The sequence below is a fragment of the Dyella jiangningensis genome, assembly GCF_003264855.1.
Classification (GTDB): Bacteria; Pseudomonadota; Gammaproteobacteria; order Xanthomonadales; family Rhodanobacteraceae; genus Dyella; species Dyella jiangningensis_C.
In genome coordinates this window covers 1,371,619-1,383,744 of the sequence record NZ_NFZS01000001.1, presented here as the reverse complement: position 1 = coordinate 1,383,744, position 12,126 = coordinate 1,371,619, and the positions used below count along the sequence as shown (strand labels likewise).

Below are 12,126 nucleotides of genomic sequence, written 5' to 3'. Positions count from 1 at the left end.
AACTCGTTTGCGGCGACGACGGCGTCCGGTGTTCCGGGCGCCGTTTTCGTTTTGCTTGACCTTGCCCGCGCGGTGCGGCAGCTTCACACCATTCCATCGCGACGTGACCGCCATGCTGTCGACCCATGCCCGGCTTGCGCTGCTGTCCTCCGTGCTCCTGTTGCTGAGCGCCTGCGCGCCGGCCCCCGTGCGCAACCCTATCGCGCAGTGGGTGCCTTCGCCGAATTTCGACCAGCGGCGTCCCGTGCTAATCGTCGTGCACTTCACCGACGAGCAGTCCGCCGAGCAGGCGCTGCATACGTTGCGCACGGCGAACAGCGGAGGGCCGGTGAGTTCGCATTACCTGGTCGGCAACGACGGCCGCATCTATCAACTCGTGGCCGACAGCCAGCGCGCCTGGCACGCCGGCGCCGGGCACTGGGGCACCATTACCGACGTCAATTCGGCATCGATCGGCATCGAGCTGGACAACGACGGCCACTCGCCCTTCACGAAGGCGCAGATCGACAGCCTGCTGCACCTGCTCGCCGATCTCACCGACCGGCTGCGCATTCCGCGCACGCAGATCATCGGCCACGAGGATCTCGCCCCCGGCCGCAAGGACGACCCGGGACCAAGCTTCCCCTGGCAGCTGCTGGCCGACGCCGGCTTCGGCCTGTGGCCGCGCGGCGTGCTGGCCGATCCGCCGCCGGGCTTCGATCCGTGGATGGCATTGGGCCTGATCGGTTACCCGCTGGATGACCGGGCCGCCACGGTGCGCTCGTTCCATCACCACTTCCGCGGCATGGATGGTAACGAGCTGGATGCGCAGGATCTGCGCGTGCTCTATGCGCTGTCGCGGCAGCTCGGCGCCGGGGGCGACTGAGTCCAGCGTTGCCGGAATCGTCGCGCAGGCTTCAGGCACGGTGCGGCAGAATGGCGTCCGTTTAGGAGCGAACGAAGCGTCATGTCCACGAGCGGTTATTCCCTGCGCGCCACGGTCGTCGACAGCCTGTTGACGGCCAAGCGGCCCGACGTGCCCGTGCGCGTGGTGGTCCGCAACACGGCGGCGGTGATACTGCCCTTGGTCATCGGCCTCGCCAGCGGCCATCCCGGCATCGGCCTGGGCATCGCGGCGGGTGCGCTGGATACCATGTTTTCGGACCAGCCCGGTCCCTACCGCCAGCGCCTGGCCCGGCTACTGCTTGCCTCGCTCGCCGCCGGCCTGGCCTCGCTGATCGGCTTCCTGATCGGCGACCAGCTGGTGCCGATGCTCATCGCCACCGCCGCGTTCGGTTTCTTCGGCGGCCTGGTGGTGGTGTTCGGCCCGGACATGACCCGCGTGGGCATGACCAGCATGATCCTGCTCGTGGTCACCGCGGCCACGCCGCGTCCCTTGGGCGAAGCGATCGGCGCTGCCAGCCTGATCTTTGCCGGTGGCCTGCTGCTTACCGTGTTCTCGGTCGCCGCCTGGCCGCTGCAACGTTACCGGCCGGAGCGCCATGCGCTGGCCGCCGTGTATCGCGGCCTCTCCTCGCTGGCGCGGCAGCAGGCACATGACGATGCCGACGTGCCCGCGCTCACCGACGCCATGACCACGCTGCAGCACACGTTGCTCGGTCGCCACCACGCGCGCGGGCGGGCGATGGAAGCGTTCGGCGTCATGCTGGAACTGGCCGAACGCATCCGCCTGGAACTCACGGCGATGGCGGAGCTGCGCGCCAGCGCCTCCATCCACGCGATGTTCCGCGGCGATGCGGCGCGCGTGCTGGCCGCGATTGCCGACGCGCTGGAAGCCGGCGAACCGCCGACGCAGGCCGAACGCGCCCTGCAGACGCTGCAGGCCAGCGAAAACGCGCTGCTGGGCGATGGCGGCAACGCGGACGGGCTGGCCGCGCATATCCACGCGCTGTCCGGCCAGCTCGCCGCCGCGGTGCGTAACGCGAACTGGGCCGGCAGCCGTGGCGAACTGCGTGCGGCCGCCGCCGAAACACCGCTGCCCGCCGCGCTGCGCAGCAGCTCCGCACGCGCGACGTTGCGGGCCAACCTCACGCCGCATTCGGTGGCGTTCCGTCATGCGGTGCGCAGCGCCATCACGTTGAGCGCGACCTTGTTCGTCGCGCGACAGCTCGCCCTGCCGCATGGCTATTGGCTGCCGATGACGGCGGCCATCGTGCTGCGTCCGGACTTCGCGGCCACCTTCAATTTCGGACTGCTGCGCGTGGTCGGCACGGTGCTCGGCCTGGTGCTCACCACGGCGTTGCTGCACATCACGCCGCACGACACCTGGGCGCATCTCGCACTGATGGCCGTGCTGTGCATGTCGTTTCGCTATCTCGCCACGGCACACTACGGCGTGGCCGTCGCGGCGCTGACCGGCACGGTGGTGATCCTGCTCTCGCTGGAAGGCGTGAACTCGAGTGATGCCGTGGTGGACCGCGTGATCAACACCGCGCTCGGCAGCGGCTTCGCCCTGCTCGCCTACGTGCTATGGCCGACCTGGGAACGCGGCCGCGCCCGCGCCGCGCTGTCGGACATGCTCGACGCCTATGCCGATTACCTCCATGCGCTGGCGCGCCCCGAACGACGCGACGCCCGGCGCGAGGCGCGCACCGCGGCACGCACCGCGCGAAGCAATGCGCAGGCCTCGCTGGACCGCATGCGCTCGGAACCGGCCACGCCACAGCCGCTGCTGGAACTCGCCACCGCGCTGTTCTCCAACGGCAATCGCCTGGCGCGTACCGCGATGACGCTGGAAGCCCTGATCGACGATCACGACAGTCTGCCCGAGACGGCGGAGATGTGCGCGTTCGTCGACCACACGTCATCGGCCCTGCACGAGATCGCCTCCGCCTTGCGCATGCAACGCACGCCCGAGCGCCTGCCGGATCTGCGTGGTTTGCAGCGCACGTATGCGGCGTTGCTCAACATGGGCGAGGATCGGCAGGCGGCCGATCTGCTGATGCGCATCACCGACCGCCTGGTGGATAACGTGAATACGTTGGCGCATATCACGGGGCGCAACCGGCATAAGTCGGCGGCGACGGTGTGATATCGCAGGCGCCGTGGGCACTACCGCGGGCCGCAACGCCAGGTCGAAAACGAACGCAGTGACCGCGTGCAGGTTGCGGTCGCGCACTGGGTGCGCTCCTACAGGGGCTCCTTTCGTGGCGATGAGCCGCGCAGCGGCTCGAGCCCGTCACGGGTCCCTTATGGCCCGAGCGGTCGGGAGGCGGAACAGCCCGAAGGGTGGCCGGCATGGACGCCGGCCAGTGGATCGTCAGGGCAGGATGCCCTGTCGATCCACCCCGTCTCCCGGCCGCGCCCCCGCAGGGGCGGGACATCAGGGTCGCCTTTCTCTTGGTGACTTCTCTTTGGCGAGACAAAGAGAAGTTACCCGCTCGCCGGCAGGCGAGCGGAAGCCCGCGGCAGGCGAGCCCGGTCACGGAAACATCCAGAAGAACAATGCCCGCTCAAATCACCAACAACGGCAAGATCTGCTCCCTGCTCAACCTCGCGATCAGCAGATCGCCCGTCGCCGCCGGATCGATCCACCGGATCTCTTCAATCTCCGCCCGCGCCTCGATCGTCCCTTCGACGCGCACTTCGTATACCTCGGCCTCCACCACGTGACCCGGCTCATTGGCCGCCGGCGCGCTCAAGCATCCCAGACGATGCGCGCCCTCGCGCCGCATCGTGCAACCCAGTTCCTCGTGCAGCTCGCGCTCCAGCGTGTGCAGGTCGTCGCGGTCGCCTGGGTCACGCTTGCCACCGGGCTGCTGCAACACCTCGGCGCCACGCTTGCGCACCATCAGCACCCGCCCAGCCTCGTCGCGAATGACCGCCGCGACGATGCGGATCAGCTTCGTCGAACTCACAGCCGGGAGAACGCCCACGATTGCATCCGACCATCCTTGTACGGCATCACGCCATGGAACGGGCGCGGATCTTCGTCGAACACCAGCGGCAGGAAGTGGCGGTCGCCTTCCCACATCGGCAGGTCCATCAGGCGGTCCAACGGCACCCATTCCAGCGTGCCTTCGTGATTGCCCTGGTGCGGCGTGCCGCTGTAACGGTCGATCACGAAGATGAAGCCCAGCCAGTCCTCGCCATGCTTGCCGAAGCCGGGCCAGTTGAGCGTGCCGCGCAGCGACATGGACTCGCAGACGATGCCCGCCTCCTCCTGGATCTCGCGACGCATGCAGGCGGCGATGTCCTCGCCCGGGTCCATCTTGCCGCCCAGGCCGTTGTATTTGCCCAGGTGCATATCGTCCGGACGCGAATTGCGGTGGATCATGAGGACTTGCCGACGATCCGGCGACAGCACATAGCCGAGGGTCGCGACGATGGGGGTATAAAGCATCGGTACGCTACGCTTGCGAGGGGAAGTCGCCAGTATAGTCAGGTGCCGCTTTCAGAGATTCTGGCCGATCCGCCAGAGCACTCCACTGGGATCGACCAGCACGAAGTCCCTCATGCGCCAGGGCTGGTCCTGCGGTGCGATGGACCGTATGCCGTAGCGCTCGATAACTCCGCTGGCCTGTACATGCGCCCACCACGCTTCCACGTCGGCCACCAGCATATGCATCATGAAATTGGCTGCCAGCTCCTTCACGTAGAAGTTCTGCAGCAGAAAACTGGTGTTCCCTCGCCGGAAATACGTGAGATCGCCGTCGGACCAGCCTTCCTCGAAACCCAGGTCGCGATAGAACGCCTGGCTCAGCGCGTAATCCCGCGCTGGCACGAACGCCTTGATCTCCACGGTTGCCAGAGGGTCCACCTACCTGCTCCTTGCCTGTGTATGGACCACCATCCTATGCGGCTTCATTGAATGGAGCATGCACCGCGTTGGGCTTGCGCACGCCGGGCTTGGCCGGCGACCATCTGGGGTATGCCCACGTCTCACGACCGACGTCCGCTGCTTCGCCGCCTGCCCTGGCCACTGCTGGTGCCGCTGGCGCTGCTCGGCGGCCTGGCCGGCTGCGACCGGCAAGCCCGCGCCGTGGACAGCACCGAGCAGGTGTTCGAAGGCCAGAACTTCCGCGTGGTGAGCGTGGACCTGCGTCGCGAAACGCTGAGCCTGCACTGGAAGGACCCCGACAACGGCGAGCCCTACGGCACCATCAATGCCTTGCGCCAGTGGGGCATGTCGCACGGGCGGCGCATGCTGTTCGCCGCCAACGCCGGCATCTACGACCGCCAGAACGCGCCACTCGGCCTGTACGTGGAGAACGGCAAGACCGTCGTGCCGCTCAATCTCGCGCATGGCAACCCCGCGTCGGGCAATTTCTCGTTGCTGCCCAACGGCGTGTTCGCCGTGTATCCGGACGGCCACGCCGCGGTGCGTACCAGCGCCGATTTCAAGGCGGACCACAAGCCGGTGCAGTGGGCCAGCCAATCAGGGCCGATGCTGGTGATCGACGGCAAGCTCAACGACCAGTTCATCGACGACTCCAACAGCCTCAAGTGGCGCAGCGGCGTCTGTGCGAAGTCACCGCATCACGTGGTGTTCGCGGTGAGCGAGGCACCGGTGAACTTCCATACCTTCGCGCGCTTGTTCAAGGAAGAACTGGGTTGCCGCGATGCGCTGTATCTCGACGGCACCATCTCGCAGTTCTACGTGGATGGCGAAGGCTACGCCGGCGCACCCACGTTCATGGTGAAGCCTTACGCGGGCATCTTCGCCGTGTTCGCACAACCCACGCCCTGATCACGGCGCGCTCGCGCCGCCGGGATCGTTTCCAACGTCACCACCAACGGATCGAGCATCGCGCGCCATGACCCAACCACGACGTTTCCGCTGGCTTCGTTATCTCATCGGGACCCTGCTGGTCCTGATCGTCGGCGCACTCGCCGCGGTCTGGTTCCTGCTGGCCGGCAGCCGCGCCAGGCTCGATGGCGAAGTGCGCGTGGCCGGGCTCGGCGACGCGGTCTCGATCACGCGCGACGCGCTGGGCACAGCTACCCTGCAGGGCAAGAGTCGCGACGACATCAGCTATGCACTCGGCTACGTGCACGGCCAGGAACGCTTCTTCGCGATGGACCTGATGCGCCGACTGCCTGCCGGCGAGCTCTCCGAACTGGTGGGAGCCAAGGCGCTGGATACCGACATCAACCATCGCCGCCATCGCCTGCGCGCCGTTGCCCAGGCTGCCTATGCCGCGCTGCCGCCGGAGCAGAAGCACACGCTCGACATGTATGCCTCGGGCGTCAACGCCGGCCTCACGCATCTGCACGTGAAGCCGTGGGAATACCTGCTGCTCAACACCAGGCCGCAACCCTGGCGTCCGGAGGATTCATTCCTGGTAATCGCGGCGATGTACCTCGACCTCAACGGCGATGGCCGCAACGAGCGCGAATTGCACATGGCCGAGTTGCGCGCGACCTTGCCGCGCCCCGTGGCGGATTTCCTGCTCTCACCCGATCCCGACTGGGAGGCACCACTCAAGGGTGATCTATCGCGCCCGCCGGTGATCCCGAGCGCTGACGTATTCGACCTGCGCCATGCGCAGCCCACCACCAGCGCTGACAACACCGCGCTCACCGCCGCGCTGCTGCCTGCACTCGACCAGCCGCGCCCCGGCAGCAACAGCTTCGCCGTCTCCGGCAACCTCACCGAGAGCGGCTCGGCCATTCTCGCCAACGACATGCACCTGAGCCTGCGCGTGCCGAACATCTGGTTCCGCGCGCGCCTGCGCTATGCCGACCCGACCGCGCCGGGCGGCCAGCGCGACGCCAGTGGCGTGACGCTGCCGGGCACGCCGGCCCTGGTGGTCGGCTCCAACGGCCAGGTGGCGTGGGGCTTCACCAACAGCTACGGCGACTGGCTGGACTGGGTGCGCGTGCAGCGCGATCCGAACGACGCCACGCACTACAAGGTGCCCGAGGGTTGGGCCGCCATCGAGACGCACGACGAAGTCATCCGCATCAAGGACGCGCCCAGCCATACGCTGAAAGTGGAAGTGACGCGCTGGGGCCCGATCATGGGCAAGGACACCGACGGCACCTCGCTGGCGCTGGCCTGGGTGGGCGATCGTGCGCGCGGCTACAACATCAACGTGATGCAGCTGGAGCACGCCACCACCATGCATGCGGCGCTGGATCTTGCCTCCACCATGGGCATGCCGCCGCAGAACCTGCTGGCTGCCGACGCCGCCGGCCACATCGGCTGGACCATCACCGGCAACTGCATTCCGCTGCGCAAGGGCTTCGATCCGAGGGGCCCGGCGGATTGGTCCACACCCGACACCGGCTGGACGGGCTGTGCCGATGCTTCGCAGTACCCGCGCATCGAGGATCCGTCCGACGGCCGCCTGTGGACGGCCAACAACCGCACCATCGACGGCGCGGAACTCGAACTGCTGGGCAATGGCGGCCACGATCTGGGCGCACGCGCGCAACAGATCCGCGACGACCTGCGCGGACGCAACAGCTTCACGCCGGGCAACCTGCTGGATATCCAGCTCGACAACCGCGCGGTCCTGCTCACGCGTTGGCAGCGCCTGCTGCAGGATACGCTGGCCGGCACGCATGATCCCGGCCTCGAACAGTTGCGCCAGCTCACCGCCACCTGGACCGGCCGCGCCGCGCCCGAAAGCGTGGACTACCGGCTGGTGCGTGCATTCCGCGACCAGGTGAAGGAAGCAGCGCTGGCGCCGTTCGTGGCGCAGGTGAAGGCGAAATACGACGACTTCGCGTGGCCCGGCATGGTCGATGCGGAGGCTGCGGTGTGGGCGATGCTGCGCGATCGTCCCGCCAACCTGCTGGATCCGAAGTACGACAACTGGAACGCATTGCTCACCGCTGCAGCACATCAGGTGGTGGACGAACTCGGCAGCCAGCCGGGCGGCCTCGCCGCACGCACCTGGGGCGAATACAACCGCACGCAGATCCGTCATCCGCTGTCGCGCGCCCTTCCCTCCTTCATCGGACGCGTGCTGGACATGCCCGATGAACCCGTGGCCGGCGACCACAACATGCCGCGCGTCGTCTCGCCTGGTTTCGGCGCCTCCGAACGCCTGGACGTCATGCCCGGCCACGAAGCGCAAAGCATCCTGCACATGCCGGGCGGCCAGAGCGGCCATCCGTTGTCGCCCTACTACGGCGCCGGCGAAGAAGACTGGGTAAATGGACGTCCAACACCGCTGCTGCCGGGCCCGGACCAACACACGCTGACGCTGATGCCTGCGTCGTCATGAGCGACGAAGACGCGTGTTCGCCGTGGTGCGAACACGCGTCCACTTGCACATGCCCGCGCCGTGCAGCTAGCGGCCCCAGCGTCCTGTCGGCAGCGTCACGCTCTTGGGCACTGCAAACACCGCGTCATCGAGCGTGACCTGCTCGAAGCTCACGGTCTGCATGCGGTAGCGGTGTTCGGCGAGATCGCGCGCATCGAACGCGAGCACGACGCCCGTGGCGGCATCGATCCAGAACTCGCCCTGATCGGTGCCCTGCGGGCCGCTGCGTTCGGCGTGGCGGTATCGCCAGCCGGTGGCCTGTCGCCCGGCAATGGTCTTGTTCTCCAATTCCTGGCAGGGAAAGCCCAGGTCCCAACAGGGACGCTTGGGATCGAGCCTGGTGACACGGCCGATCGCCACGCCACCGGCCGGTATGGCCTGATGCGAATTCGGACGGATCAACCAGGCGTGATCCTTGTCGCGCAGGATGCGCCCGCGCATGCCCGGCCCCGCGTCGAAATCCACGCGCACCTTGTCGCCGCTGAGCCAGGTCGTCGTGACCATCGAGCCTTCGCGCGAAACGCTGGCCGTGGAGGACCGGATGCCATCGCCGGTGATGACGGACGCCAGCTTGATGTCCTTCGCCTCGTCCGCGGCCAACGCGCGTGGAAGCGCACAGGCCATGACGAGCAGCGCAAGACCGCGCAACGGCAGCCCATGGCTTCGCATCGTCACGGCAGCAAGCCGCTGTCGCGGATCGGCGTCTGCATGCGCACCATCGCTTGCGTGGCGATGGGCAGGCGGCCGCTTTCCAGCATGGCGACTTCCTGCGCGCTCATGCCCTGGTAGAACGCGAGCCGGTAGACGCTGAGGATGATCTTGTCGATCACGGGCACGATCATCTTGTAGCCGTACACGACGCGGATCTTCAGCACGTTGGCGTCCTGCACGGTCAGGCCGCTGCGTCCGCCCGTGCTTGTGGATCGATACGGCAGGCTGTCATTGGGTATGGCGTCCACGCCATCGAACTGGCGCACCTTCCAATCCGCAAACGCGGCCTTGGTCGGACTGACCACCTGGATCTGCGAAGCCAGCGGATTGATGGTGTCCGCGTACGCCTTGGCGTAGGCATCGATCAGCGCCGTCTTGCTCGCTTCCGTCGTGTAGAGCGGCAGCAGGCCACGCGCCAATCCCACCCGCATCGCATTCATCTCCACCCCGTGGGTGGCGCCGTTGCGGGCGGCTTCCAGCGCAGCGTAGTCGACCAGGCTCTTGGCGCGATAGAACAGGATCATCTGGAAGATGCCCAGCAGGAACGTGCCGAACACGGCCATCACCACGCAGGTTTCGATCACGCTCTGGCCGCGCTGGCGGCGCCCGGCGACGCGGCGTTTCATGGCCCGTGCCCCGCATCGGGCGCCGCAGGCGCACGGCTGTCGCCCAGTGGCGATGTAAGGCGCGCGATGCCGTCGACCATGTGCGTGCTCTGCTGCTGCAGCGTGGGATCGGCGCCATTCGCATCGACTGCGCTTTCCGAGAATGCCGCGGCCGCCTGGCGCAGGCGCAACACGCCCAGGTTGTGCCACGCCTTCGCATGCTTGGGTTCGATCTTCAGTACCTGCTCGTAGGCCGCCACCGCCTGCTCCGGCTGACCAACGCGCACATAGGCATTGCCGAGGCGGAACCAGGCATCGGCGTTGGTCGGCAACTGATGGGCGAGTTGCCGGTAGGCAACCAGGGCCTGCTCGGGCCGACCCGACGCCGCATCGCGATCGGCCTGCTCCTGCAGCGCCTTGACGCCTGCAAGCGTGGGCTTGGGCGCGCTGGACGACGCACACGCGGCAAGCCCCGCGCATGCCATCGCCGTCATCACCATGCGCATCATCGTGTTCATGCCAACTCCCATGTCCATGCGTCTCCCAGCCTGGGCTTCAGGCGACGCAACGCGCCGGAAGCGAATTCGATGGTTTGATGAGCGCCGCGCGCGCCTCGCACGCGCCAGGGCCCGACATGCTCGTGGCAATCGATCACGCCGCCCTGGCGATCAAGGAACACCAGATCGAGCGGGTACCCCATGCCGATGGTGTGGACACTGCCGCACGGCACCAGCCACAGCGCTTCGCCGCGGTCCGCTCGCAGCGGCTCGCGTCCCAGCAAACCGCGCAGACGCGACCAGGCCCGGTCCGCACGCCATGCCGTCGACACGATCAGCCGTCCGTCGCTGCGGATGACGCCGCACTTCACAGGATGCCCTCCTCCTGCATGCGCAGGAAAATGAAATAGCCGAGCATCAGGAAGATCAGCGGGAAGAAGAACATCACCAGCGGCAGCATCATCTTGACCGGCGCTTCCAGCGCGAGTTTCTCGGCACGCAGGAAACGCTCCTCGCGACGTTGCGACGCCTGGGCGCGCAGCGTATCGCCGAGGCTGGCACCCACGCGGTCGGCCTGGATCAGCGTGCCGGTGAAACTGGAGATCTGCGGCATGTCCATCCGCTCGGACATGCGCGACAAGGCCTCCGAACGCGGCAGGCCCGAACGTACGTCGCGCAGCAACCGGGTGAATTCCTGCGCCAGCGGTCCCGGCGGCCCCTTCTGCGTGGCCTGCTCGATGCCGCCGGTCACGTTGAGCCCCGCCTCCACCGCCATGGTGATGAAGTCCAGATAGACCGGAAGATCCTTGATCACCTGGCGACGCCGCTTGTTGCGGCGTTCGCCCAGCCAGAGGTTCGGGTAGAACCAGCCGAGCACCGCGCCCAGGCCGACGGCGCCGATGTAGAGCATCAGCCCGTGCGCCTTGAGCAGCCCCACCAGCAGCCACATGAACAAGGCCACCAGTGTGGCGCCCACGACGCGCAGACCGTAAAGCTGTTCCGGACTGAGCACGAAATCCTGCCCGGCCGTCTGCAGCTCGCGATGCGCGCGCTCCAGCTTGTCCGGCGTCAGGCGCGGCCCGATCACGAAGGTCGCCGCGTTGACCAGCGGCCAGATCATGCGCAAGCCGAACGGCAGCGGATCCTGGAAGTGCCGGTCGGCCAGCGGCACTTCGCGCATGAAGCCGTACACCGACCAGATGACCAGGCCGATGCAACCGCCTGCGCACACGGAAAGCACGATAAGCAGGAAGGTCATATGTCGATGCTCATGATCTTGCGGCACATGCGGTAGCCCAGGTACTCCATCACCACGCAGATCGCGATGACGACCCAGCCTATGGGCGTGTGGTACATGGCTCGCATCGTGTCGGGATAGGCAAAGGTGAGGAAGGCCACCAGGCCGGCCGGCATCATCGCCATCACGATGCCCTGCAGGCGGCCTTGCGCGGTGAGCGATTTCACCTTGCCTTCCATGATCTGCCGGCGCCTCAGCGTGTCGGACAGCGAGGCGAGGATCTCCGCGAGATTGCCGCCGACCTCGCGCGAAATACCCACCGCCGACACGAACAAAGCGACGTCCTGCACCGGCACGCGTTCGTTGAAATGCACGAGCGCATCGTCGAGCTTCACGCCCATGCGCTGCTCGCGAAGCACGAGTGCGAACTCCTGCGCCAGGGGCGGCTCGATATCACGCGCCAGGCTTTCCAGCGCGGGCGTGAAGCCCAGGCCGGCCCTCATGCTGCCGGCGATCATCATCAGGCCATCCGGCAGCTGGGCCTGGATGAGGTCCATCCGTCGCTGGCGCATCCACGTGTAGACCTTCTTCGGCAACACGTAGATCAGCACCAGCACGGCGCCCGACAACAAGGGGTTGCCCGTCGCCACCCACAGCACGGCGGGCAGCACCACCATGGCGATCACGTTGAAACGGAACAGGTTGCCCGTGTCCATGAACATGAACATGTCGGCGAGATTGAACCGCGCCTGTTCGGTGAAGGCCTCCTGGTAGCGCCCCCAGAACACCGTGGACGAGCGCGCCATCAGGAAACCCACCAAGGTGACGCAGGCAAACACGGCAATGGCGATGCCCAGCAT

The 12,126-nt window shown here is 67.0% G+C and carries 13 protein-coding genes; 4 read left to right on the top strand and 9 right to left on the bottom strand.

Features of this window, described 5'->3' with window-relative positions; genetic code table 11:
• Positions 1–112 precede the first annotated feature (112 nt).
• Both CA260_RS06155 and CA260_RS06150 read left to right on the top strand, forming a co-directional pair.
• On the top strand, positions 113–865 hold the full coding sequence (locus CA260_RS06155; protein ID WP_111983031.1) for an N-acetylmuramoyl-L-alanine amidase: 753 nt from the start codon (positions 113–115) through the stop codon (positions 863–865).
• Between the two features lie 81 nt (positions 866–946).
• Complete coding sequence (locus CA260_RS06150) at positions 947–3,031, top strand: FUSC family protein (protein ID WP_111981479.1); 2,085 nt, start codon at positions 947–949, stop codon at positions 3,029–3,031.
• A gap of 421 nt (positions 3,032–3,452) precedes the next feature.
• Here the strand turns inward: CA260_RS06150 and CA260_RS06145 are convergent, their stop codons facing one another.
• From CA260_RS06145 to CA260_RS06135, 3 genes are read right to left on the bottom strand one after another with little or no spacing between them, the layout of a single operon-like run.
• Positions 3,453–3,875, bottom strand: a complete 423-nt coding sequence (locus CA260_RS06145; RefSeq protein WP_238149618.1) for an NUDIX hydrolase — start codon at positions 3,873–3,875, stop codon at positions 3,453–3,455.
• Positions 3,854–4,342, bottom strand: coding sequence for an NUDIX hydrolase (locus CA260_RS06140; protein WP_111981477.1), 489 nt, complete (start codon positions 4,340–4,342; stop codon positions 3,854–3,856). Before CA260_RS06140 ends, CA260_RS06145 begins: the two co-directional genes overlap by 22 nt.
• Positions 4,343–4,393: 51 nt before the next feature.
• On the bottom strand, positions 4,394–4,759 hold the full coding sequence (locus tag CA260_RS06135; protein WP_111981476.1) for a VOC family protein: 366 nt from the start codon (positions 4,757–4,759) through the stop codon (positions 4,394–4,396).
• Between the two features lie 111 nt (positions 4,760–4,870).
• Here CA260_RS06135 and CA260_RS06130 point away from each other — a divergent pair, with 111 nt between their 5' ends.
• Positions 4,871–5,689, top strand: coding sequence for a phosphodiester glycosidase family protein (locus CA260_RS06130; protein WP_111981475.1), 819 nt, complete (start codon positions 4,871–4,873; stop codon positions 5,687–5,689).
• A 67-nt stretch (positions 5,690–5,756) separates the two neighbouring features.
• A complete protein-coding gene (locus CA260_RS06125; RefSeq protein ID WP_111981474.1) occupies positions 5,757–8,177 on the top strand; it encodes a penicillin acylase family protein in 2,421 nt (806 codons plus the stop codon).
• A 66-nt stretch (positions 8,178–8,243) separates the two neighbouring features.
• Here CA260_RS06125 and CA260_RS06120 read toward each other — a convergent pair whose 3' ends face one another.
• The 6 genes from CA260_RS06120 to CA260_RS06095 are packed head-to-tail and all read right to left on the bottom strand — an operon-like array spanning position 8,244 to position 12,126.
• Positions 8,244–8,891 (bottom strand): hypothetical protein, encoded by a 648-nt coding sequence (locus CA260_RS06120; protein ID WP_146745288.1) that lies wholly within the window; start codon positions 8,889–8,891, stop codon positions 8,244–8,246.
• Positions 8,888–9,553: a TadE/TadG family type IV pilus assembly protein gene (locus tag CA260_RS06115; protein WP_111981472.1), complete on the bottom strand. Its 666-nt coding sequence runs from the start codon at positions 9,551–9,553 to the stop codon at positions 8,888–8,890. Before CA260_RS06115 ends, CA260_RS06120 begins: the two co-directional genes overlap by 4 nt.
• The gene (locus tag CA260_RS06110; protein ID WP_172461735.1) at positions 9,550–10,050 is read right to left on the bottom strand and encodes a tetratricopeptide repeat protein; all 501 of its coding nucleotides are present in this window, start codon (positions 10,048–10,050) and stop codon (positions 9,550–9,552) included. Before CA260_RS06110 ends, CA260_RS06115 begins: the two co-directional genes overlap by 4 nt.
• Positions 10,047–10,400, bottom strand: a complete 354-nt coding sequence (locus CA260_RS06105) for a DUF192 domain-containing protein (protein ID WP_111981470.1) — start codon at positions 10,398–10,400, stop codon at positions 10,047–10,049. The genes CA260_RS06110 and CA260_RS06105 overlap by 4 nt, the downstream gene beginning before the upstream one ends.
• Positions 10,397–11,287, bottom strand: a complete 891-nt coding sequence (locus CA260_RS06100) for a type II secretion system F family protein (RefSeq protein ID WP_111981469.1) — start codon at positions 11,285–11,287, stop codon at positions 10,397–10,399. The genes CA260_RS06105 and CA260_RS06100 overlap by 4 nt, the downstream gene beginning before the upstream one ends.
• Positions 11,284–12,126, bottom strand: coding sequence for a type II secretion system F family protein (locus CA260_RS06095; protein WP_111981468.1), 843 nt, complete (start codon positions 12,124–12,126; stop codon positions 11,284–11,286). The genes CA260_RS06100 and CA260_RS06095 overlap by 4 nt, the downstream gene beginning before the upstream one ends.

Excerpts from the sequence above, each read along its gene's own strand:
- CA260_RS06110 (WP_172461735.1), bottom strand. The coding sequence starts at position 10,050 with ATGAACACGATGATGCGCATGGTGATGACGGCGATGGCATGCGCGGGG.
- CA260_RS06155 (WP_111983031.1), top strand. The coding sequence starts at position 113 with ATGCTGTCGACCCATGCCCGGCTTGCGCTGCTGTCCTCCGTGCTCCTG.
- CA260_RS06125 (WP_111981474.1), top strand. The coding sequence starts at position 5,757 with ATGACCCAACCACGACGTTTCCGCTGGCTTCGTTATCTCATCGGGACC.
- CA260_RS06095 (WP_111981468.1), bottom strand. The coding sequence starts at position 12,126 with ATGCTGGGCATCGCCATTGCCGTGTTTGCCTGCGTCACCTTGGTGGGT.
- CA260_RS06100 (WP_111981469.1), bottom strand. The coding sequence starts at position 11,287 with ATGACCTTCCTGCTTATCGTGCTTTCCGTGTGCGCAGGCGGTTGCATC.
- CA260_RS06115 (WP_111981472.1), bottom strand. The coding sequence starts at position 9,553 with ATGAAACGCCGCGTCGCCGGGCGCCGCCAGCGCGGCCAGAGCGTGATC.
- CA260_RS06130 (WP_111981475.1), top strand. The coding sequence starts at position 4,871 with ATGCCCACGTCTCACGACCGACGTCCGCTGCTTCGCCGCCTGCCCTGG.
- CA260_RS06140 (WP_111981477.1), bottom strand. The coding sequence starts at position 4,342 with ATGCTTTATACCCCCATCGTCGCGACCCTCGGCTATGTGCTGTCGCCG.
- CA260_RS06150 (WP_111981479.1), top strand. The coding sequence starts at position 947 with ATGTCCACGAGCGGTTATTCCCTGCGCGCCACGGTCGTCGACAGCCTG.